The 22,462-nt window shown below is 71.6% G+C and carries 13 protein-coding genes and 2 rRNA genes (1 of these 15 cut by a window edge); 11 read left to right on the forward strand and 4 right to left on the reverse strand.

Annotated elements, in window-relative coordinates; all coding sequences use genetic code 11:
- Together GA0070618_RS17015 and rrf are read left to right on the forward strand one after the other, a co-directional pair.
- Positions 1-1,547, forward strand: a 23S ribosomal RNA gene (locus GA0070618_RS17015) (it extends 1,562 nt beyond the left edge of the window).
- A gap of 77 nt (positions 1,548-1,624) precedes the next feature.
- Positions 1,625-1,741 (forward strand): 5S ribosomal RNA (gene rrf / locus GA0070618_RS17020).
- A 165-nt stretch (positions 1,742-1,906) separates the two neighbouring features.
- Here rrf and GA0070618_RS17025 read toward each other — a convergent pair.
- Positions 1,907-2,593: a hypothetical protein gene (locus tag GA0070618_RS17025; protein WP_088985591.1), complete on the reverse strand. Its 687-nt coding sequence runs from the start codon at positions 2,591-2,593 to the stop codon at positions 1,907-1,909.
- A gap of 70 nt (positions 2,594-2,663) precedes the next feature.
- On the opposite strand from GA0070618_RS17025, the gene GA0070618_RS17030 reads away from it, so the two are divergent.
- The 3 genes from GA0070618_RS17030 (at position 2,664) to GA0070618_RS17040 (ending at position 7,116) form a co-directional block, all read left to right on the forward strand.
- Positions 2,664-5,282, forward strand: a complete 2,619-nt coding sequence (locus tag GA0070618_RS17030; RefSeq protein ID WP_088982521.1) for a valine--tRNA ligase — start codon at positions 2,664-2,666, stop codon at positions 5,280-5,282.
- An 86-nt stretch (positions 5,283-5,368) separates the two neighbouring features.
- The gene (locus GA0070618_RS17035; RefSeq protein ID WP_088985592.1) at positions 5,369-6,640 is read left to right on the forward strand and encodes a bifunctional folylpolyglutamate synthase/dihydrofolate synthase; all 1,272 of its coding nucleotides are present in this window, start codon (positions 5,369-5,371) and stop codon (positions 6,638-6,640) included.
- A 65-nt stretch (positions 6,641-6,705) separates the two neighbouring features.
- On the forward strand, positions 6,706-7,116 hold the full coding sequence (locus tag GA0070618_RS17040; protein ID WP_088985593.1) for a DUF4233 domain-containing protein: 411 nt from the start codon (positions 6,706-6,708) through the stop codon (positions 7,114-7,116).
- Positions 7,117-7,134: 18 nt separating this feature from the next.
- Here GA0070618_RS17040 and GA0070618_RS17045 read toward each other — a convergent pair whose 3' ends face one another.
- A complete protein-coding gene (locus GA0070618_RS17045) occupies positions 7,135-8,907 on the reverse strand; it encodes a VOC family protein (RefSeq protein ID WP_231931769.1) in 1,773 nt (590 codons plus the stop codon).
- A gap of 143 nt (positions 8,908-9,050) precedes the next feature.
- On the opposite strand from GA0070618_RS17045, the gene ndk reads away from it, so the two are divergent.
- Positions 9,051-9,476: a nucleoside-diphosphate kinase gene (ndk, locus tag GA0070618_RS17050; RefSeq protein WP_088982522.1), complete on the forward strand. Its 426-nt coding sequence runs from the start codon at positions 9,051-9,053 to the stop codon at positions 9,474-9,476.
- Positions 9,477-9,553: 77 nt separating this feature from the next.
- Here ndk and GA0070618_RS17055 read toward each other — a convergent pair whose 3' ends face one another.
- The gene (locus GA0070618_RS17055; protein WP_088982523.1) at positions 9,554-9,994 is read right to left on the reverse strand and encodes a carboxymuconolactone decarboxylase family protein; all 441 of its coding nucleotides are present in this window, start codon (positions 9,992-9,994) and stop codon (positions 9,554-9,556) included.
- 392 nt (positions 9,995-10,386) lie between these two features.
- Here GA0070618_RS17055 and ileS point away from each other — a divergent pair, with 392 nt between their 5' ends.
- A complete protein-coding gene (ileS, locus tag GA0070618_RS17060; protein WP_088982524.1) occupies positions 10,387-13,533 on the forward strand; it encodes an isoleucine--tRNA ligase in 3,147 nt (1,048 codons plus the stop codon).
- A 163-nt stretch (positions 13,534-13,696) separates the two neighbouring features.
- Positions 13,697-14,374 carry a lysophospholipid acyltransferase family protein gene (locus tag GA0070618_RS17065; protein WP_088982525.1) on the forward strand — a complete coding sequence of 226 codons (678 nt, stop codon included), beginning with the start codon at positions 13,697-13,699 and terminating at the stop codon, positions 14,372-14,374.
- Positions 14,375-14,413: 39 nt separating this feature from the next.
- Here the strand turns inward: GA0070618_RS17065 and GA0070618_RS35195 are convergent, their stop codons facing one another.
- Positions 14,414-16,138 (reverse strand): hypothetical protein, encoded by a 1,725-nt coding sequence (locus tag GA0070618_RS35195; RefSeq protein ID WP_269148498.1) that lies wholly within the window; start codon positions 16,136-16,138, stop codon positions 14,414-14,416.
- A 217-nt stretch (positions 16,139-16,355) separates the two neighbouring features.
- Here GA0070618_RS35195 and GA0070618_RS17075 point away from each other — a divergent pair, with 217 nt between their 5' ends.
- The 3 genes from GA0070618_RS17075 to GA0070618_RS17085 all read left to right on the forward strand — a co-directional run bounded on the left by GA0070618_RS17075 (position 16,356) and on the right by GA0070618_RS17085 (position 22,401).
- Positions 16,356-18,401, forward strand: coding sequence for a TIGR03960 family B12-binding radical SAM protein (locus tag GA0070618_RS17075; protein ID WP_088982526.1), 2,046 nt, complete (start codon positions 16,356-16,358; stop codon positions 18,399-18,401).
- Between the two features lie 97 nt (positions 18,402-18,498).
- Entirely contained in the window at positions 18,499-19,305 is an 807-nt protein-coding gene (locus GA0070618_RS17080; RefSeq protein ID WP_088982527.1) for a TIGR03936 family radical SAM-associated protein, read from the forward strand.
- A 135-nt stretch (positions 19,306-19,440) separates the two neighbouring features.
- Positions 19,441-22,401 (forward strand): Rne/Rng family ribonuclease, encoded by a 2,961-nt coding sequence (locus GA0070618_RS17085; RefSeq protein ID WP_088982528.1) that lies wholly within the window; start codon positions 19,441-19,443, stop codon positions 22,399-22,401.
- Positions 22,402-22,462: the final 61 nt, after the last annotated feature.

Raw genomic sequence — 22,462 nt, forward strand, 5'->3', positions numbered from 1 at the left:
CCAAACTGGCCAATGCCTTCGGGTTGCGGTTGGGGAGCGTGGGAACCTGGCGGGTAGTAGTCAAGCGATGGGGTGACGCAGGAAGGTAGCTGAGCCCGGCCGGTGGTTGTGCCGGGGTAAGCGTGTAGGCCGGTGTGTAGGCAAATCCGCACACCATAGGGCTGAGACGTGATGCCGAGCCGATTCAGGTGAAGTCAGTGATCCTATGCTGCCGAGAAAAGCCTCTAGCGAGTTCTTAGCGGCCCGTACCCCAAACCGACACAGGTGGTCAGGTAGAGAATACCGAGGCGATCGGGCGAACTGTGGTTAAGGAACTCGGCAAATTGCCCCCGTAACTTAGGGAGAAGGGGGGCCGGAGACGTGAAGCCCCGCGCGGGTGGAGCGTTGTATGGCCGCAGAGAGCAGGGGGAAGCGACTGTTTACTAAAAACACAGGTCCATGCGAAGAAGTAATTCGATGTATATGGACTGACGCCTGCCCGGTGCTGGAACGTTAAGGGGACCTGTTAGCTCTTCGGGGCGAAGCGGAGAACTTAAGCGCCAGTAAACGGCGGTGGTAACTATAACCATCCTAAGGTAGCGAAATTCCTTGTCGGGTAAGTTCCGACCTGCACGAATGGCGTAACGACTTCCCCACTGTCTCAACCACAGGCCCGGCGAAATTGCAGTACGAGTAAAGATGCTCGTTACGCGCGGCAGGACGGAAAGACCCCGGGACCTTTACTATAGCTTGACATTGGTATCCGAATTAGCTTGTGTAGGATAGGTGGGAGCCGGTGAAGTCCGTACGCCAGTACGGGTGGAGGCAATCTTGAAATACCACTCTGGTTGATTTGGGTATCTAACTTCGGACCGTGATCCGGTTCAGGGACAGTGTCTGGTGGGTAGTTTAACTGGGGCGGTTGCCTCCTAAAGGGTAACGGAGGCGCCCAAAGGTTCCCTCAGCCTGGTTGGCAATCAGGTGTTGAGTGCAAGTACACAAGGGAGCTTGACTGTGAGACTGACAGGTCGAGCAGGGACGAAAGTCGGGACTAGTGATCCGGCACTTGCGTGTGGAAGCGGTGTCGCTCAACGGATAAAAGGTACCCCGGGGATAACAGGCTGATCTTCCCCAAGAGTCCATATCGACGGGATGGTTTGGCACCTCGATGTCGGCTCGTCGCATCCTGGGGCTGTAGCAGGTCCCAAGGGTTGGGCTGTTCGCCCATTAAAGCGGTACGCGAGCTGGGTTTAGAACGTCGTGAGACAGTTCGGTCCCTATCCGCCGTGCGCGTAGGATACTTGAGAAGGGCTGTCCCTAGTACGAGAGGACCGGGACGGACGAACCTCTGGTGTGCCAGTTGTCCTGCCAAGGGCACGGCTGGTTAGCTACGTTCGGAAGGGATAACCGCTGAAAGCATCTAAGCGGGAAGCTCGCTTCAAGATGAGGTATCCCACCCTCTTTGGAGGGGTAAGGCCCCCAGCTAGACGACTGGGTTGATAGGCCGGAAATGTAAGCTCGGTAACGGGTTCAGTTGACCGGTACTAATAGGCCGAGGACTTGACTACAAACATTCTGCTTGCGTCCACTGTGTGATTCACGGCTAACGAACAACCCGCCCGGTTGTTTGATATGTCGATAGTGTTACGGCGGTCATGGCGGAGGGGAAACGCCCGGTTACATTCCGAACCCGGAAGCTAAGCCCTCCAGCGCCGATGGTACTGCACTCGGGAGGGTGTGGGAGAGTAGGACACCGCCGGACTTCTTTCACGAGGGTCACCCTGTTGTCAGGGTGACCCTCGTTGTATTTCCCGGGCTGTTCTGCGACACCCCGCCGGGGGTTGCCCGTGGGCTCTCCATCGGCTCTGCCGGCCTGCTCGCCGAGGACCAGGCCGGCGCTGGGGACGGTGCGGGTGCCTCGACGAGGTCACGAGCGGGTTTGGATGCCCTCACGGATCTGACGGAACAGCGTGCCTGCCGCGTCGACGGGCCGGCCGGGGAACATCCCCATCGCGACACTGCCGTGGTCGGCCCAACCGCAGACCGCGAAGTCGCCGCCCTCACCGCTGGTCGTGCCGCACTTCATCACCCCGCCGAGGCGTCCGGCCGGCACCTCACGCAGCCCTTCCACCGCTCCGGTCTCGTCGGTCATCATCTCGAACAGGGTGTTCAGCTCGCGTTCCGGCTGCCAGAGCAGAGTAGTGCCGCCGAAGACGAGCACGGACTTCCGGGCGTCCGCCGGATCCTGGTAGACCACGCCGAGGCTCCGGTCCAGCGCGATGCTGGCCGCGAACCCGCTGCGCAGGTAGTCCGCCGTGCTCCGGGCCCGCTCGCTGTCGTCCTGCCGGAGGCCGGCGACCTCGGGACGTACCGTGAGGTCGGTGTCCTTCTGCTGGGCCACCCGCCAGCCGAAGGTGCCGAAGACTGCGGCGCCGAGCAGCCCGACGGCGAGCCCCGCGCCCATGGCGACCTTCCAGCGCCGCGAGCGGGGCGCGCGCGGCCTGCTCTCCTCGTCGTCCGCTGTGGGATGGCCGAGTCGGATCGGTTCCATGGTGAGGTCGATCTGCTCCGACCGGTCGGACGACGAACGCTCGGACAGGTGTGCGTCGGACATGTCCGCCACCGTACGCGAACCACCGGTGGCGCACGTCAGGTCCGCCGAAGCGCTCCGTAGACTTTGACGAGTGACCGACAGACTGGATGCCCGACGCCCCGACGCCCCCGAACTGCCCGCCCAGTACCAGCCGGGTGAGGTAGAGCAGCGACGGTACGAGCAGTGGGTAGCCGGCGGCCACTTCCGGGCGTCGGCGCAGAGTGACAAGCCTCCGTTCACCATCGTCATCCCGCCGCCGAACGTCACTGGCTCGCTGCACATGGGGCACGCCCTCGACCACACGGTCCAGGACGCGCTGGTCCGGCGTAAGCGGATGCAGGGCTTCGAGGCGCTCTGGCTGCCCGGCATGGACCACGCGGGCATCGCCACCCAGAACGTGGTGGAGCGGCAGCTCGCCGCCCAGGGGCTCTCCCGGCACGATCTCGGCCGGGAGAAGTTCGTCGAGCGGGTCTGGCAGTGGAAGGCGGAGTCGGGCGGCGCGATCCTCGGCCAGATGCGCCGGCTCGGCGACTCGGTCGACTGGGACCGCGAGCGTTTCACCATGGACGAGGGGCTCTCCCGGGCCGTCCAGACGATCTTCAAGAAGCTCTACGACGACGGGCTGATCTACCGGGCCAACCGCATCATCAACTGGTGCCCGCGCTGCCTGACCGCGCTGTCGGACATCGAGGTGGAACACACCGACGACGACGGCGAGCTGGTCTCCATCCGGTACAGCGACGACGTGGTGGTGGCCACCACCCGGGCCGAGACGATGCTTGGCGACACCGCGGTGGCGGTGCACCCCGACGACGAGCGGTACAAGCACCTGATCGGCACCGAGGTGGAGGTGCCGTTGACCGGACGGCGCATCCCTATCGTGGGGGACGAGCACGTCGACCCGTCCTTCGGCACCGGCATGGTCAAGGTGACCCCGGCGCACGACCCGAACGACTTCGAGATCGGCCAGCGGCACGACCTGCCGGCCCTGACCGTGATGGACGAGCGGGGCGTGATCACCGCGCACGGTCCGTTCGAGGGGCTGGACCGGTTCGAGGCCCGCCCGGCGATCGTGGCGGCGCTGCGCGAGCAGGGCCGGATCGTCGCGGAGAAGCGGCCGTACGTGCACGCGGTGGGGCACTGCTCGCGGTGCCGTACGACGGTGGAGCCGCGACTGTCGTTGCAGTGGTTCGTCAACACCACCCCGCTGGCCCAGGCGGCCGGCGACGCGGTGCGCGACGGCCGGGTGCGGATCGAGCCGGCGGAGCTGTCGAAGCGGTACTTCGCCTGGGTCGACAACATGCACGACTGGTGTATCTCGCGTCAGCTCTGGTGGGGGCACCGCATTCCGGTCTGGTACGGCCCGGACGGCGAGGTGGTCTGCGTCGGCCCGAACGAGCAACCGCCCACCGGCGAGGGCTGGCGGCAGGACGAGGACGTCCTGGACACCTGGTTCTCCAGCGGCCTGTGGCCGTTCTCCACGCTGGGCTGGCCGGAGCAGACCCCGGACCTGGCGAAGTTCTACCCGACCAGCGTGCTGGTCACCGGCTACGACATCCTCTTCTTCTGGGTAGCCCGGATGATGATGTTCGGCCTCTACGCGATGGACGGCAAGCCGCCGTTCGACGTGGTGGCCCTGCACGGCATGGTCCGGGACGAGTTCGGCAAGAAGATGTCGAAGTCGTTCGGCAACGTGGTCGACCCGTTGGACTGGATCGACCGGTACGGCGCGGACGCCACCCGGTTCACCCTGGCCCGGGGCGCGAACCCGGGCGGGGACGTGCCGGTCAGCGAGGACTGGTGCCAGGGCTCGCGGAACTTCTGCAACAAGCTCTGGAACGCCACCCGGTTCGCGCTGATGAACGGCGCGCACACCACCGGGCCGCTGCCGGCCGCCGCCGAGCTGTCGACCGTCGACCGGTGGATCCTGTCCCGGCTGGCGCACGTCACCGCCGAGGTGGACGCGCAGTTCGAGGCGTACGAGTTCGCGAAGGTCTGCGACCTGCTGTACCACTTCGCCTGGGACGACGTCTGCGACTGGTACGTGGAGCTGAGCAAGCCGGTGCTCGCCGAGGGCGGCGCGGCGGCCGACGCCACGCGCCGGGTGCTCGGCCACGTGCTCGACCAGTTGCTGCGACTGCTGCACCCGGTCATCCCGTTCGTCACCGACGAGCTGTGGACCGCGCTGAGCGGCGGCGAGACGCTCCTGGCGGCCAGCTGGCCGGTGGCCGACCGTACGCTGGTCGACGACGCCGCGGAGGGCGAGGTCGGCACCGTCCAGCGGGTGGTGACCGAGATCCGCCGGTTCCGCTCCGACCAGGGGCTGCGGCCGACCCAGCGGGTGGTCGCCCGGCTCGACGGGCTCGTCGGGGCGGGCGTGGCCGCGCACGAGCGGCTGATCCGTTCGCTGGTCCGGCTCGACGCGGCCGGGGAGGACTTCCAAGCCAGCGCCACGTTGACCCTGCCCGGTGAGGTGGTGGTCGCGCTGGACACCCGGGGCTCAATCGACGTGGCCGCCGAGCGGGCCCGGCTGACCAAGGACCGAGCGGCGGCCGAGAAGGAGGTCGCGCAGGCGCGGGCGAAGCTGGACAACCCGGCCTTCGTCGGCAAGGCCCCCGAGCCGGTGGTCAACAAGATCCGTGACCGGCTCGCGGCGGCCGAGGCCGACCTCGTCCGGATCGACGCTGCCCTGGAGGCGCTGCTCCCGTGACCGACCGTACCGACCGCACCGGCAGTCCCGACCGGACGGGTTTCGCCGCCGTCGAGGCGGAACTCGCCGGCCGTGGCTTCACCCGCATGGTGTTCGAGCTGGACCGTATCGAGATGCTGCTGGACCTGCTCGGCAGCCCGCAGCGGGCGTACCCGTCGATCCACCTGACCGGCACCAACGGCAAGACCTCGACCGCCCGGATGATCGACTCGCTGCTGCGGGCGTTCGGGCTGCACACCGGCCGGTACACCAGCCCGCACCTGGAGACCGTCCGGGAGCGGATCAGCCTGGACGGGGAGCCGGTCGGCGAGGAGCGTTTCGTCGGCACGTACCGGGAGATCGCGCCGCTGGCCGCGCTGGTCGACCAGCGGTCCGCCGAGCCGCTGACCTACTTCGACATGACCACCGCCGTGGCGTTCGCCACGTTCGCCGACGCGCCGGTCGACGTCGCGGTGGTGGAGGTCGGCCTGGGCGGGGCGGAGGACGCGACCAACGTGATCCAGGCCGGGGTGTGCGTGCTGACCCCGATCGGGCTCGACCACACCGAGTGGCTCGGCGACACGATCGAGGACATCGCCCTGGCCAAGGCGGGCATCATCCACAAGGGCGCCACGGTGATCTCCGCGGCTCAGGACGAGGAGGCCGCCCGGCCGATCCTGGAACGCTGCGCCGAGGTGGACGCGACCATCGCCCGGGAGGGGGCCGAGTTCGGCGTCCTGCGGCGATCGGTGGCGGTCGGCGGGCAGGTGCTGACCCTCCAGGGCCTCGGCGGTGTGTACGACGAGGTCTTCGTCCCGCTGCACGGCGCGCACCAGGCGCAGAACGCGGCGGTGGCGCTGGCGGCGGTCGAGGCGTTCCTCGGCGCGGGCGCGAAGCGTCAGCTGGACATGGAGACCGTCCGGGAGGGTTTCGCCACGGCCAGCTCGCCCGGCCGGCTGGAGCGGGTCCGGACGGCCCCGACGGTGCTGCTGGACGGCGCGCACAACCCGCACGGGATGACCGCCACGGTCACCGCGTTGCAGGAGGAGTTCGCGTTCAGCAAGCTGGTCGCCGTGGTCGCGGTGCTCGCCGACAAGGACGCGGCGAGCCTGCTGGAGCTGCTGGAACCGGTGGTCGACCAGTTGGTGGTGACCCGCAACAGCTCACCCCGGGCGATGCCCGTGGCGGAGTTGGCCGCGCTGGCCGCCGAGGTCTTCGGCCCGGACCGGGTGGAGAGCGCCGAGGAGATGCCGGACGCGATCGAGGCGGCCGTCGCGCTCGCCGAGTCCGACGTACCGGGGGAGCTGAGTGGCGTGGGCGTGCTGATCACCGGGTCGGTGGTGACGGTGGCCGACGCCCGTCGGCTGCTGAAGCGGTGAGCGGCGCCGAGCCGGGCCACCGGCCGGACCCGGCGCCGGGCACCGGGAGTTCGGACGGGCCGGAGATGCCGGGCGGCCCGCCCGGGGAGCGGGACGCGGGAGCGTCCGGTCCGGACGGGGCGCTGCCACCAGCCGGCCGCCGCTCCGGGCTGCGTAACCCGGAGCGCGCGGTACGCGGACTGGGTTCCGCCGTGCTGGCCCTGGAGGCGCTGGTGCTGTTGCTGGCGATCCAACCGATCCGGGTGCTCGGCGGCCAGCTCAGCGGTGCCGCGATCGGCCTGATCGTCGGCCTGGCCGTGATGGCGGTGCTGCTTGCCGGCCTGATGGGCCGCCGCTGGGCGTGGCACCTGGGCACCCTGCTGCAGGTCGTGCTCGCGCTCGGCGGGTTCCTGCACCTGTCGCTGGCGGCGCTCGGCGTCATCTTCGGCCTGGTGTGGGCGTACGCGTTGCACGTCCGGCGGGTGATCCTGGGCTGACCGGCCCGCCGGACGGGCTCAGGCGTCGGCGCGGGTGCGCCACTGGGTGAGCGCGATGCCGTGGCCGTCCGGGTCCCGGAAGGCGGCGGCCCAGACGTCCAGCTTCGCGCCCCGGTTGACCACCCTCGGGGCGTAGGTGAAGCGGACGCCGGACTCGCGCAGCCGGTCGTACGCGGCCTGGATGTCGTCCACCTCGAGGTTGACGTGGACGAGCCGGCGGCTGATCGGCGCGGCCTCGCTGACCTCGCGCAGCACCAGCCGGGTGCTGCCGGAGGCGAGGACGGCGTTGCCCGGGCCCCGGTCGACCTCCGTGAAGCCCAGGGTGTCCCGGTAGAACTCCATCGACCGGTCCAGGTCGGTGACGAGCACGGTGATCCCGACGCCGCTGATCGGGGTGGCGGTGCCGGCCCCCGCGTCGTACCCGAAGATCGCCTCGTCCAGGTCGTCGGCGGCGGGTTCGTCGTCGGGGGCGTCCAGGGGGATGTCGACCGGATCGACGATCGGTTCGTCGACGCGCTGCCGGACGGGGACGACCGGCGTGCCGCCCGGTGCCCCGGCCGGCGTGCCCTGCCCCGTCGACGTGGCCCGCTCGGCTGACGGGTCCTGCGCGGTCGACGTGCCCTGGTCCGTCGGCTGGACCGGCTGGGGCGACCCGATGAACTCGACCCGCTCGGTCGGCTCGTCGGCCTCGTCCGCCCCGGCCCGCCTGACCGGCTCGATCGGTTCGTCCGCCTCGGTCCTCCTGATCGTCACGGTCGGCTCGTCCGCCGCGACCGGCTCGACCCGCTCGGGCGAGGGCTCGCCGTCCGGGTCGCGCGGGGCGGACGCGGCGCGGATCGCGTCGGGGTCGTCGGGGGCCTCGTCGTACGGATCGCGGTACGGGGAGGCGGGACGGGTGCCCGGATCGCCCGGGGTCTCGCCGTACGGGTCGCGGTACGGGGACGCGGGACTGTCGAGGTCCGGGTCGCCGGGCAGGTCGTCGTACGGGTCCCGGTACGGGCGGAGCGGCCGGGTGGCGTACGGGTCGTCGGGCGGGCCGGCGTACGGGTCGCCGTACGTCATCGGCGGGCCGTCCTCGGCGGGCGGGCGCGGGGCGGGGGTGGCCCGGCGGGGCAGCGGGGCGGGCGACTCCACGAGGGTGCCCTCCAGCACCACCGGGCCGCCCGGACGCTGGTGGACCACCACCGCTTCCCGGTCGTCGCCGAGGTCGTCGAGGAGCGGGTCCGGGCCGGGTGCGTCGCGGTAGTCGTCGTCCGGGCCGCGCTCGGCCCACGGCGGCGCGTCCTGCTGGATGAGGACCTCGTCGAGCGGATCCGCGCCGGCGTACTCCGGCGGCAGGTCGGCCACGGTCGCGGCCGTCTCGGCGTGGGTGGGGACCTCGTCCCAGAGCACCCGGATCCGGCGCTGGTCGTCGAGGGCGACCCGGATGGGCAGCGTCTGCCCGATCGCGGGCCACTTGGCGACCGGCACCCGCGGCTCGATGATCTTCTTGGACCGGGGCGGCAGCCCGGGGGCGTCGATGACGAGCTGCAACTCGCAGCGGCCGAAGGAATACGAGGTGGGTGGCTCGGAGGCGCTGTGCACGTGCCCGACGCCGATCACCCAGGCCCGCCCGCCGGTCTTGAAGGTGGCCAGTGCGATGCACAGGGCCACCAGCGCCACGCCCAGTGCGACGATCGACCAGCTCGTCATGCCGAGCCCGAACAGGACCACGAAGGTCGCCACGGTGCCCAGCACCGCCGCGATCAGCTTCCGCACCGGCGCGATCGACCGGTTTCCGCCATTCGCCACTGTGGACCTCCCGAGGGTCAAGGGCCAGGCTAGGCCGGAACAGCGGCGGAAGGAAGAAGCATCCGCCGCGCCGGTGCCGGGGCCGGGTCGCTAGGCTGACCGTACCGAGCCGTACCGAATTCCGCGCACAGGAGGAAACCAGCGTGTCCAGCATCAGCCCGGACGAGCGCACGCTCGTACTGATCAAGCCTGACGCGGTCCGGCGCGGCCTGGTCGGCGAGATCCTCTCCCGTTTCGAGCGCAAGGGCCTGCGGATCGACGCCCTGGTGTCGCGGACGATGGACGCGGCGCTGGCCGACGAGCACTACGCCGAGCACGTCGACAAGCCGTTCTACCCGCCACTGAAGGACTTCATGACCGGCGGGCCGCTGGTCGCCCTGGTGCTCTCCGGCGACCAGGTGATCGACGTGGTGCGCGGGCTGATCGGCGCGACCGACGGACGCCGGGCCGCCGCCGGCACGATCCGGGGTGACCTGTCCCTGTCGAACCGGGAGAACCTGGTGCACGCCTCCGACTCGGTGGACAGCGCCAAGCGGGAGATTGCGCTCTGGTTCCCCGAGCTCGGCTGAGCGTCCCGGCCTTCCCGGGCGCCTGCAGGGGCCCCCTGCTACGCGAAACGCGGTAACCGGGGACCCCTGCCACCACCTCAGTCGGTGGGCGGCTGGGTGCGGGTGGTCACCGAGATCCGGTTCCAGACGTTGATCGTGGCGATGGCCAGGACCAGGTCGGCCACCTCCTTCGCGGCGAAGACCCGGGTCGCCTCGTCCCACACCTCGTCCGGTACGCCGTGCTCGCCGAGCCGGGTGACCGCGTCGGTGAGCGCCAGCGCGGCCCGTTCCCGCTCGTCGAAGAAGGGCGCGTCGTGCCAGGCGGCGACCGCGAACAGCCGACGGCTTGACTCGCCCGCGTCGAGCGCCTCCCGGCTGTGCATGTCGACGCAGAAGGCGCAGCCGTTCACCATCGACGCGCGCAGCTTCACCAGCTCCAGCACCCGGTGCTCGACGTTTGCGCGGACGTACTTCTCCAGCCCGAGTACCGCCCGGTACGCCTCCGGCGCGACCTGGGCCACGTTCATCCGTGCCTGCATGGGTCCTCCCTCGTCCGTGTCCTGCACCGACCTGACGGGCCGGCCCGCCCGGGTGTGACCGGCCCCGGGTGAGAGCCGCGTCACCCCGGGCCGTCGAGCCGGCGGGGCGGTTACTCGGCGGCGGGGGGCGTACCCGGTCGAGTACGCTTGTCGGCACAGGCGACGACCCGGCCATCACCGGTGAGCCTCCGGAAGAAAGGACGCGTCGCGTCCGAGTAGAACCGGACGGGTCCGGCCCGTCACAGCCGGCCAACGAGCGGGCGGTCGTTCTCGGCCGCCAAGCGGGGTGGTACCGCGGGCCCGACCCGGGACGCCGACGACGGCGTCACCCGGCGACGGCTCGTCCTCGCAGACCCACGAACCGTGAGCTGCTGCTGAGGAGTGCACCCCCGATGGCCTATCCGTTGCACGACGCGACCGCCGCCGGTGTCCCGGCGAGCCCGGACCTGCCCGCGGTCGAGCGCCGGGTCCTGGAGCACTGGACGGCCGACAAGACCTTCGAAGCGTCCGTCGAGACCCGCTCCGCCGGCGAGAACGGGAAGAACGAGTACGTCTTCTACGACGGCCCGCCGTTCGCCAACGGCCTGCCGCACTACGGCCACCTCTTCACCGGCTACGTCAAGGACGTGGTGCCGCGCTACCAGACCATGCGTGGGCGGCGGGTGGAGCGGCGCTTCGGCTGGGACTGCCACGGCCTGCCCGCCGAGGTGGTCGCCGAGAAGCAGCTCGGCATCACCAGCAAGGCGGAGATCCTCGACCTGGGCGTGGCCCGGTTCAACGAGGCGTGCCGCACCTCGGTGCTGGAGTTCACCCACGACTGGGAGCGGTACGTCACCCGCCAGGCCCGCTGGGTCGACTTCGCCAACGACTACAAGACCCTCGACCTGGACTACATGGAAAGTGTCATGTGGGCCTTCAAGACCCTGCACGACAAGGGTCTGGTCTACGAGGGCTTCCGGGTGCTGGCGTACTGCTGGCGGTGCGAGACGCCGCTGTCGAACACCGAGACCCGGATGGACGACGTCTACCGGGACCGGCACGACCCGACCCTGTCGGTCTGGTTCGCGCTGACCCCCGACGAGACCGCCCCGGAGCTGGTGCGCGGCCCGGTGCGGCTGGGCGTCTGGACCACCACGCCGTGGACCCTGCCGTCGAACCTGGCCCTGGCCGTCGGCCCGGACATCGAGTACGCGGTACTGGAACGCGACGGAGAGCGGTACGTGGTGGGCGCGGCGCGGCTCGGCGCGTACGCCAAGGAACTGGAGGAGTACGAGCTCCTCGGTACGGTGCGCGGCGCGGATCTGGTGGGGCGGTTCTACACCCCGCTCTACGACTTCCTGGTCGAGCAGGCCGGGCCGAACGCGTACCAGGTCCTCGGCGCGGAGTTCGTCACCACCGAGGACGGCACCGGGATCGTGCACCTGGCCCCGGCCTTCGGTGAGGACGACCAGAACACCTGCAACGCCGCCGGCATCCCGACCGTCGTCACCGTCGACGACCACACCCGGTTCACCGCGCTGGTCCCGCCGTACCAGGGTGAGCAGGTCTTCGACGTCAACAAGCCGGTGATCCGGGAGCTGAAGGAGCGGGGGGTGGTGCTGAAGCAGGACACCTACACCCACTCCTACCCGCACTGCTGGCGCTGTGACACCCCGCTGGTCTACAAGGCGGTGTCGTCCTGGTTCGTCGCGGTGACCCGGTTCAAGGACCGGATGGTCGAACTGAACCAGCAGATCAACTGGACCCCGGGGCACATCAAGGACGGCTCGTTCGGCAAGTGGCTGGCCAACGCCCGGGACTGGTCGATCAGCCGGAACCGGTTCTGGGGCTCGCCGATCCCGGTGTGGAAGTCCGACGACCCGAACTACCCCCGGGTCGACGTGTACGGCTCCCTGGCCGACATCGAGCGGGACTTCGGCGTACGCCTGACCGACCTGCACCGGCCGGCGGTGGACGAGCTGGTCCGCCCCAACCCGGACGACCCGACCGGGAAGTCCGTGATGCGCCGGGTGCCGGAGGTGCTGGACTGCTGGTTCGAGTCCGGCTCGATGCCGTTCGCCCAGGTGCACTACCCGTTCGAGAACGCCGACTGGTTCGAGCACCACTACCCGGGCGACTTCATCGTCGAGTACATCGGGCAGACCCGGGGCTGGTTCTACACCATGCACGTGCTGGCCACCGCGTTGTTCGACCGGCCGGCGTTCCGCAACTGCCTCAGCCACGGCATCCTGCTCGGCTCGGACGGCCGGAAGATGTCCAAGAGCCTGCGCAACTACCCGGACGTGTACCACGTCTTCGACTCGTACGGGTCGGACGCGATGCGCTGGATGCTGATGTCCTCGCCGGTGCTGCGCGGCGGGGACATGCCGGTGACCGAGGCGGGCATCCGGGACTCCGTCCGGCAGGTGCTGCTGCCGCTCTGGAACGTCTGGTACTTCTTCTCGCTCTACGCCAACGCCGCCGGGCACACCGCCCGTCGCCGCACGGATTCCACCCACCTGCTCGACCGGTACGTGCTGGCGAAGACGAACGAGCTGGTCGCCACGGTCGGCGCGCAGATGGACGCGTACGACATCTCGGGGGCCTGCGCCACCGTGCGGTCGTACCTGGACGCGCTGACCAACTGGTACGTGCGGCGCTCGCGGGACCGGTTCTGGTCCGGCGACGCCGACGCCTTCGACACGCTCTGGACGGTGCTGGAGACGCTCTGCCGGGTGGTCGCGCCGCTGGCGCCGTTGACGGCGGAGGAGATCTGGCGCGGGCTGACCGGTGAGCGGTCGGTCCACCTGACCGACTGGCCGTCGGCCGACGAGTTCCCGGCCGACCACGACCTGGTCGCGGCGATGGACGCCACCCGGGACGTGTGCTCGGCGGCGCTGTCCCTGCGCAAGGCGAAGGGGCTGCGGGTCCGGCTGCCGCTGGCGAGGCTCACCGTCGCCTCGCCGGCCGCCGCCGCGCTGCGTCCCTTCGGCGACCTGGTCGCCGACGAGGTCAACGTCAAGGCGGTGGAGTTCACCGACGCGGTGGCCTCCTACTGCCAGCAGGTGCTGACCGTGGTGCCCCGGGCGCTCGGCCCCCGGGTCGGCAAGCAGGTGCAGCAGGTCATCAAGGCGGTCAAGGCGGGGGAGTGGGAACTGGTCGACGGCGCCCCGGTTGCGGCCGGGGTCACCCTCGCCGAGGGTGAGTACGAGCTGCGTCTGGTCGCCGCCGACGCGGAGCACTCCGCGCCGCTGCCCGCCGGTGAGGGGGTGGTGGTGCTGGACACCGCCGTCACCCCGGAACTGGCCGCCGAGGGGCTGGCCCGGGACGTCGTCCGGGTGGTGCAGCAGGCCCGCCGGGACGCCGACCTGGACGTGTCGGACCGGATCACGCTGGTGCTGTCCGCCTCGGACGAGGTCCGGACGGCGGTGTCGGCGTACCGCGACTTCGTCGCCGGGGAGGTGCTGGCGGAGTCCGTGGACTTCGCCGACGCGGTCGACGGGTTCACCGGCGAGGTCGGCGAGGGCGACCGGGTGACGGTGGCCGTACGCCGGGTGTGAGCAACCCGGACACTGGTCGACGGGGAGGGTCGTATTCGCAGGTCGCGGCCCTCCCCGGCGGCCCGGGTCCCGCCCGTCGGCCGACTCGGCGGGGGCCGCCGGACACCGGCGGGCCGTCGGCTAACGTGACACCGCCTGAACCCGTACGACCGCCGGAGGACCCGTGCCGCCTCTCTACACCATCGGCCAGTACACCGTGGGGAACCTGCTGCGGTGGGGATGGCGCCCGACCGTGGAGGGACTGGAGCACGTACCGGAGCAGGGCGGCGCGATCCTCGCCGGCAACCACCTCTCCGTCGCCGACGAACTGTTCCTCGGCGCGACGATTCCCCGGCACCTCGCCTTCTGGGCCAAGTCGGAATACTTCAAGGGCACCGGGTTCCGGGGACAGCTGACCAAGTCGGTGCTCACCGGGCTGGGCGCGATCCCGGTGGAGCGGGCCGGTGGGCGGGCCGCGCTCTCCGCGTTCGACGCGGCGATCCCGGCGCTGCGCGGCGGCGACCTGGTCGTCGTCTACCCGGAGGGGACCCGGTCGCCGGACGGCCGCCTCTACCGGGGCCGCACCGGCGCGGCCCGGCTCGCCGTCTCGGCCGGTGTGCCGATCGTCCCGGTGGGCATGATCGGCACCGACCGGGTGCAGCCGATCGGCGCCCGGATGCCCCGCCTCGGCGCGGGGAAGATCACCGTCCGGTTCGGCAAGCCGCTGGACTTCACCGGCCGTTCCGACGACCGCACCTCGCTGCGGGCGATGACCGACGAGCTGATGAGCGAGATCCAGAAGCTCACCGGCCAGGAGTACGTCCCCCGCTACGCCCCGCCCCGCGGCCAGCCCGCCGGCTGATCCGGTCCGCGCGTCGCGGTTACCCGGCCGGGGACGGGGTCACTGCCGGGTGACGATCTGTTCCCGCAGGGTGCCGAGCAGGGTGGCGCTGTCGGACAGCGAGAGCCGGGTGAAGACCCCGCTGGCGATGCTGCCGTGGTCGGCCCAGGTGCAGACCACCACGTCCACACTGCCCGAGCGGCCGACCGCGCAGCGCTGGTGCTCCCCGCGTACGTCGGTCTCGACCACCTGCTGCGTCCCGAGCTTGTACTTCGGGGTCAGCCGGGTCAGCTCCTCCTCGGCGTCCGACTCGGGCGTGAACCGGAAACCGGTGCTGCCGAAGATCGTGACGGTCTTGCCCTGCGGGGTGCTGTAGACCCCGGCGAAGACCTCCTCGGCCAACGCGTGTTCGGTCTCCACCTCGCCGCGTAGCTCGTCGGCGGTCTGCTCGCTGCGGGCGTCGGTCTGGAGCCGCAGGTCGGCCACCTGCGGCGGAAGGGTCGCGCCGGCCGGGTACTGCTCCCACATCGGCTTGCCGAACCAGGCGGGGCAACCGCAGCAGCAGGCGATCGAGAGCAGGCTCATGATCAGCATGCGGGCCGGCCAGCGTCGTTTCTTGCGGGGCGGCGGCGGAGCGTACCCCTGTGGGGCCTGCCAATTGGGCGGCGGACCGACCGGGGGCGGCGTGGGATTTCGCCGCTGCGGTGGTGGGGCCGCCGGCCGCGCCGGCGGGGGTGCGGAGACCGGGCGTGGTGGTGCGGAGACCGGCGGTGGTGGTGCGGAGACCGGGCGGGCCGGTGCCGGTGGCGGTGCGGAGACCGGGCGGGCCTGCGGTGCCGGGACCGGTGGCGGGAAGGCCGGTGGCGACACCGGCCGGGCGACCGGCGGGGGGAAGGCCGGCGGCGACACGGGACGCGCCTGCGGGGGTGGCGGGACTGAGTGCGCCTGCGGGGGCGGCGACACCGGACGGGCCGGCGCGGGCGGTGACACCGGGTGTGCGGGCGGCGGGGAGACCGGCTGCCCGGAGACGGGCGCCACCGGTGGGGGCTGCGGGGTGACCGGCGGTGGGGCCCAGGCCGGGGCGGGCGGGTCCGGCGGCGTCCAGGCTGGGGAGTCCGTCGCGGCCGGGTACATCCGGGTGGGGGGCAGCGGCTCGTAACCCGCGTTCAGGTCCCAGCTGCCGGTGTCGACCCCGGCCCACGGGTCGACCGGTGCCAGGCTCTCCGGCGGGGTGGGCGGAGGCACGGGAGGCGGGGTCGGCTCGGCGGAGTGACCCCAACCGCGCTTCTTCGGCTTGGGCGGCGGCACCGCCGCCGACCCGCTCCACCGGGGCGCGGGCGGGACGGCGGGGGACGCGTCGAGTTTCGTCGGATCGGGGCCGGCGCGGTCGATGCGGGTGGCGTCGGGTCTGCCCTGCTCCGGCGCGGTCGGGTCGACGCGGACCGGGTCGATCCGGGTCGGGTCGGGCGCGGACGGCGCGGACTTCCGCTCGGCGGGGGCGGGGACCTTGGCGGCCCCGCGCGGTGGGGCTGTCCCGGACGCGGTGGAGGTGACCTCAGGGCGGGCCGTGTCCACGGCGGTCCGGTCCGCTCCCGCCGGGTTCTCCTCGGTCACGGGTTCGGCGGCCGGGCCGTCGGACGTCTGCTCGAGCGTCCGCTCGGCGGGGACGGCGGAGGGGTCGGGCTCGCCGGGAACCACCTGCTCCCGGGCCTCCGTCACGGACGGTGGTGGGGCCGGCGTGTTCCCGGCGGCCGGTCCTTCTGCTCCCGGCTGCGGTTCCGGCATCGCGGTAATCTCCTCTCGCGCCGTTGCGAGGTTAGTACCGGTACGCCAACCGGGGCCATTCGCGCCCCCCGTACCCCGATGTCCCGCCGCGTCACGACGTGCGGCGGTGTCGACCGGCAGAGCGGGCCGCGGTGACCGACCGCTCCCGTGTCGTCCTTTCGGCTCGGTCCACCCGGTCCGGCGGACCCGGATCGGCGGGCGCGTACCCTTGGGCGTCATGAGCGTCCCGTCCACCACGCCGCGCCCCGCCGTGGCGAACTCTGGCGACGGCTCCAGCTCGGCGCGTCCGACGCCGCGCCGCGACCTGGAGCCGTCGGTCTGGCCCCGGCTGGAGCCGTTGCTGCCCCAGGTGACCAAACCCATCCAGTACGTCGGTGGTGAGTTGGGGGCGGTGGTCAAGGACTGGGACGCCGCGACGGTCCGCTGGGCCCTGATGTACCCCGACGCGTACGAGGTGGGCCTGCCCAACCAGGGCGTGCAGATCCTCTACGAGGTGCTCAACGAGCTGCCCGACGTGCTCGCCGAGCGGACGTACGCGGTCTGGCCGGACCTGGAGCGGCTGATGCGGGCGCAGGGCGTCCCGCAGTTCACCGTCGACGCGCACCGCTCGGTGCGCGACTTCGACGTGTTCGGCGTCTCGTTCTCCACCGAGCTGGGCTACACCAACCTGCTCAACGCGATCGACCTGGCCGGTATCCCGCTGCTCGCCGCCGACCGGACCGACGCCGACCCGGTGATCGTGGCCGGCGGGCACGCGGCGTTCAACCCGGAGCCGATCGCCGACTTCGTCGACGCCGCCGTGCTCGGTGACGGCGAGGAGGCGGTCCTGGAGATCACCACGATCGTCCGGGAGTGGAAGGCCGAGGGCTCGCCCGGCGGGCGGGACGAGCTGCTGCTCCGGCTGGCCCGCACCGAGAGCGTCTACGTGCCGCGCTTCTACGACGTGGACTACCTCCCGGACGGCCGGATCCAGCGGGTCGTGCCGAACCGGGCGGACGTGCCGTTCCGGGTGCACAAGCGCACGACGATGGACCTGGACGCCTGGCCGTACCCGAAGAAGCCGCTGGTGCCGCTCGCCGAGACGGTGCACGAGCGGTACGCGGTGGAGATCTTCCGGGGTTGCACCCGGGGCTGCCGGTTCTGCCAGGCCGGCATGATCACCCGCCCGGTCCGGGAACGGTCGATCACCACGGTCGGGCAGATGGTGCAGCAGGGGCTGGAGTTCTCCGGCTTCCACGAGGTGGGCCTGCTGTCGCTCTCCTCGGCCGACCACTCCGAGATCGGCGACATGTGCTCCGGCCTCGCCCAGCAGTACGAGGGCACGAACGTGTCGCTCTCGCTGCCGTCGACCCGGGTGGACGCGTTCAACATTGACCTGGCCCAGGAGCTGTCCCGCAACGGCCGACGGACCGGCCTGACCTTCGCCCCCGAGGGCGGGTCGGAGCGGATCCGGCGGGTCATCAACAAGATGGTCTCCAAGGAAGACCTGATCCGCACCGTGGTCACCGCGTACACCAACGGCTGGCGGCAGGTGAAGCTGTACTTCATGTGCGGCCTGCCCACCGAGGGCGACGACGACGTGCTCGAGATCGCGGACATGGCGCACGAGGTGATCCGGGCCGGCCGGGCGGCGACCGGTTCGAAGGACATCCGCTGCACGGTCTCCATCGGCGGGTTCGTGCCGAAGCCGCACACCCCGTTCCAGTGGGCGCCGATGGAGCGCCCGGAGGTCATCGACGGCCGGCTCAAGCTGCTCAAGCAGGCGATCAACGCGGACCGCTCGCTGGGCCGGGCGATCGGTTTCCGGTACCACGACGGCGAGCCGTCGCTGATCGAGGGCCTGCTCAGCCGGGGTGACCGGCGGGTCGGCGCGGTCATCCGGCGGGTCTGGGAGAACGGCGGCCGCTTCGACGGCTGGAGCGAGCACTTCTCCTACCAGCGCTGGGTGGACGCCGCCGCCGAGGTGCTGCCGACCTTCGGCGTCGACCTGGACTGGTACACCACCCGGGAGCGCGAGGAGCTGGAGGTCCTGCCCTGGGACCACCTCGACTCCGGCCTGGACAAGGACTGGCTCTGGCAGGACTGGCAGGACGCGCTCAGCGAGTACGAGCAGGACGACTGCCGGTGGACGCCCTGCTTCGACTGCGGCGTCTGCCCGTCCATGGACACCGAGATCCAGATCGGCCCGACCGGGCGCAAACTGCTCCCGCTCACCCCGATCACCGGTGACGGCCTGCGGGTACCCTCCCCGGCCGCCCAGTAGCGACCTCCCGGCGCGCTCGTCGTGCGCCGGGACCGGACTGGGCTGATCATGGAGTTGTCGTCACGGTGCGTGTCATCGACAATGACTGGCGTGATCGATGGGTACTGACATTCCGAGGAGCACGACGATCAACAAGAAACCACAGCCGGAGGGCGGGCAGGCGCCGGTCGTCCAGCGCGTCCGCATCCGGTACGCCAAGCGGGGACCGCTGCGGTTCACCTCGCACCGGGACTTCGCGCGGGCCTTCGAGCGGGCGCTGCGACGGGCCGGGGTGCCGATCGCCTTCTCCCAGGGCTTCACCCCACACCCGAAGATCTCGTACGCCAGCGCCGCCCCGACCGGCGTGGCCAGCGAGGCGGAATACCTGGAGATTGGCCTGCGCGCCCCGGTCGACCCGGGCGAGCTGCGTACCGCGCTGGACGCCGCGCTCTCACCCGGCCTCGACGTGCTCGACGCGGTGGTGGCCGGCGGCGGGAGCCTCGCCGACCGGATCGAGGCGTCCCACTGGTGGATCGAGCTGCCCGGGGTCGATCCGGTCACGCTGCACCGGGCGGTCGACGCCTTCACCGCCGCCGAGGAGGTGCTGGTCGAGCGGATGACGAAACAGGGACGGCGTACGTTCGACGCCCGCGCCGCGGTGCTCCGGATCGGGGTCCGCGAGCCGGCGGAGACGCCTTCCGAGGTCACCGGCGTGCCGTGTGCGATACTCGAACTGGTCGTTCGGCAGGTCACCCCGTCCGTTCGACCCGATGACGTCCTTTCCGGCCTCCGCGTGGTGGCCGACCTGGAGCCGCCGGTGTCGCCACGGGTGACCCGGCTGGCGCAGGGCACGTTGACCGCGCAGGGCGCGATCGCGGATCCGTTGGAGGCGGACCGCGACAGGGCAACCATCGTTGAGCGCTGACCGGACATCCGGTCGGTTCTCAGGCAGGCAGACTTCGACGGGCGTGCACCTCGCGTGCCCGCGGAAAAAAATTTGCGGCAACCCTGCGTGGCAGCGCTCACCCGCGCCCGGGGCAGCCAGAACTGGAGAACGTCCATGCTCGAGAACGAGCCCGAGGGCGGCGAACGGACCGGCACACAGCCGGCCGCCGAGACCGCCGAGACCACTGACACTCCCGCCGTCACCCCGACGCGACGGCGGACCACCCGGCGCCGGGCCGCGCCGCTCAACCAGCCGGAACAGACCGAGGCCCCGGTCGACGCGGCCAGCGGCACCGCCTCCACCAGCTCCGAGGCCCCCCAGGCGGAGGTACTCGCCCCGGTCGCCGGTGAGCTGGACACGGCCCCGAAGACCCGTCGCCGCCGCAAGGCGACCAGCCCGAAGGCCGCCGAGGAACCGGTCGTGGCCGCCGAGGTGACGGAGGCCGGCGCGGAGGTCGTACCGCCGGTCAAGGTGACCCGGACGCGGCGGCGGAAGGCCGCCGAGCCCCCGGCCGCCGAGTCGGTCCCCACGTCGCCGGTCGAGCCGGCCGCCCTGGCGGCCGAGAGCGTGCCGCCGGTGGTGACCCCGCCGGCCCCGGCGCAGGCGGGGGAGACGGACGCGGCACCGGCGGCGGAGGCCGGGGAAGACATCGGCACGGGCGAGCCGCCGGCCGCGACCAGTGGCGCGGAGAACCGTTCCGGCGAGGTCCCACCGGGGGTGGCGGTGTCCGCTCCGGCCGAACCGCCGGCCGCGCCCGTGGAGGAGAAGCCGACCCGTCGTCGCCGGGCCGCGCTCACCCCGCCGGCCGTGCTCTTCATGGCCCCGGAGCCCGAGACGGCACCGGTCCGGGTGACCCCGCCGGCCGAGGAGCCCGCCGCCGAGGAGCCGACCGAGACCACCCGCCGCCGTCGGCGTGCGCGCCGCGAGGTCGAGCCGGTCGAGGTCGAGGTGGAGGTCGAGGAGGAGCCCACCGCCGAGGTCGAGGACGAGGCCGCCGAGGACGAGGACGAGGACGACGAGACCGCCGGTGGGCGGCGTCGCCGCCGCCGGGGCCGTCGGGGTCGCGGCCGGGGCCGGGGCGGAGCCGACGAGGCCGAGGACGAGGAGGCCGAGGAGTCGGCCCAGGCCGAGGAGGAGACCGAGGCCGAGGCCGAGTCGGACGAGGAGGAGGACGAGAACGGCGACGGGCTGACCCGTCGTCGCCGTCGCCGCCGTCGTCGTGGCGCGGGCGACGTCGAGACGACCGCGGACGACGGCGTCCCGACGGTGGTCAAGATCCGCGAGCCGCGCAAGACCGTCGACGAGGTGCAGGGCGTCTCCGGCTCGACCCGGCTGGAGGCGAAGCGCCAGCGCCGCCGCGACGGCCGGGAGCAGCGGCGGACCCGACCGCCGATCCTGAGCGAGTCGGAGTTCCTGGCCCGCCGGGAGGCGGTCGACCGGGTGATGGTGGTCCGCCAGCGCGGCGACCGCACCCAGATCGGCGTCCTGGAGGACGGCGTCCTGGTCGAGCACTACGTCACCCGCAACTCCTCCGGCACCATGGCCGGCAACGTCTACCTGGGCAAGGTCCAGAACGTCCTGCCCAGCATGGAGGCGGCCTTCGTCGACGTCGGGCGGGGCCGCAACGCGGTCCTGTACGCCGGTGAGGTCAACTGGGACACCACCGGCCTGGAGGGGCGGGCCCGGTCGATCGAGCAGGCGCTCAAGTCCGGTGACTCGGTGCTGGTGCAGGTCACCAAGGACCCGATCGGTCACAAGGGCGCCCGGTTGACCAGTCACATCGCGCTCTCCGGCCGGCACCTGGTCTACGTGCCGAACGGCAACGCCTCGGGCATCAGCCGGAAGCTGCCGGACACCGAGCGCAAGCGGCTGCGGGACGTGCTGAAGAAGCTGGTGCCGGACGGCGCGGGCGTGATCGTCCGGACCGCCGCCGAGGGCGCCAGCGAGGACGAGCTGGCCCGGGACGTCAAGCGGCTCCAGGCGCAGTGGGAGGACATCCAGGTCAAGGCGGCCGAGGGCGGCGCCCCGGTGCTGCTCTACGAGGAGCCTGACCTGGTCATCCGGGTGGTGCGGGACCTGTTCAACGAGGACTTCCGCGAGCTGGTGATCGAGGGCGACGGGGCGTACGACATGGTCGAGTCGTACCTGTCGCACGTCTCACCGGACCTGGTCGAGCGGCTGCGCCGGCACACCGGCACCGCCGACGCCTTCGCCACCTACCGCATCGACGAGCAGATCCTCAAGGGGCTGGACCGGAAGGTCTTCCTGCCCTCCGGCGGTCACCTGGTCATCGACCGGACCGAGGCGATGACCGTGGTGGACGTCAACACCGGCAAGTACACCGGTGCCGGCGGCAACCTGGAGGAGACGGTCACCCGCAACAACCTGGAGGCGGCCGAGGAGATCGTCCGCCAGCTCCGGCTGCGGGACATCGGTGGCATCGTGGTCATCGACTTCATCGACATGGTGTTGGAGTCGAACCGGGAGCTGGTGCTGCGCCGGCTGACCGAGTGCCTCGGCCGGGACCGGACCAAGCACCAGGTCACCGAGATCACCTCGCTCGGCCTGGTGCAGATGACCCGGAAGCGGATCGGCGCGGGGCTGCTGGAGGCGTTCAGCGAGACCTGCGAGTGCTGCAAGGGCCGGGGCCTGATCATCCACACCGAGCCGGTGCCGGAGAAGCCGCGTTCCGGCGGCGGCGCGCCGGAGAAGACCAAGGCGGTCGCCGCGTCGGCTCCGGCCACCCCGGCGCCCGCCGAGCAGAACGGCACGTCGACGCGCCGGCGGGGACGCAAGTCGGCCGCGCCGGAGCGGAGCGCCGTCGAGGTCGAGGTCACCGACACCCCGGCCGACCAGTACCAGGACACCATGGGCTACGACCTGTCCCGGTACGAGGCCGACACGGCGGCGGCCCCGGCGGTGGCCGACGCCCAGCGCGGCGAGTCGGCCCGGCTCGCCGCCGCCGACGACCCGGACGCCCTGGGTGACGGCGAGGGCGACGACGACTTCGCCGAGGCGGGCGGCGGTCGCCGCCGGTCCCGGCGTGGCGGCGCGCGACGGCGTACCCGGCCGTGACCCGTCGCTGAGCAGCCCGTACGCAGCACAGGGCCCTGCCCGTCCGGTACCCGCCGGCGGA

Origin of the sequence: Micromonospora echinospora (genome assembly GCF_900091495.1) — a bacterium.
Taxonomy (GTDB): Bacteria; Actinomycetota; Actinomycetes; order Mycobacteriales; family Micromonosporaceae; genus Micromonospora; species Micromonospora echinospora.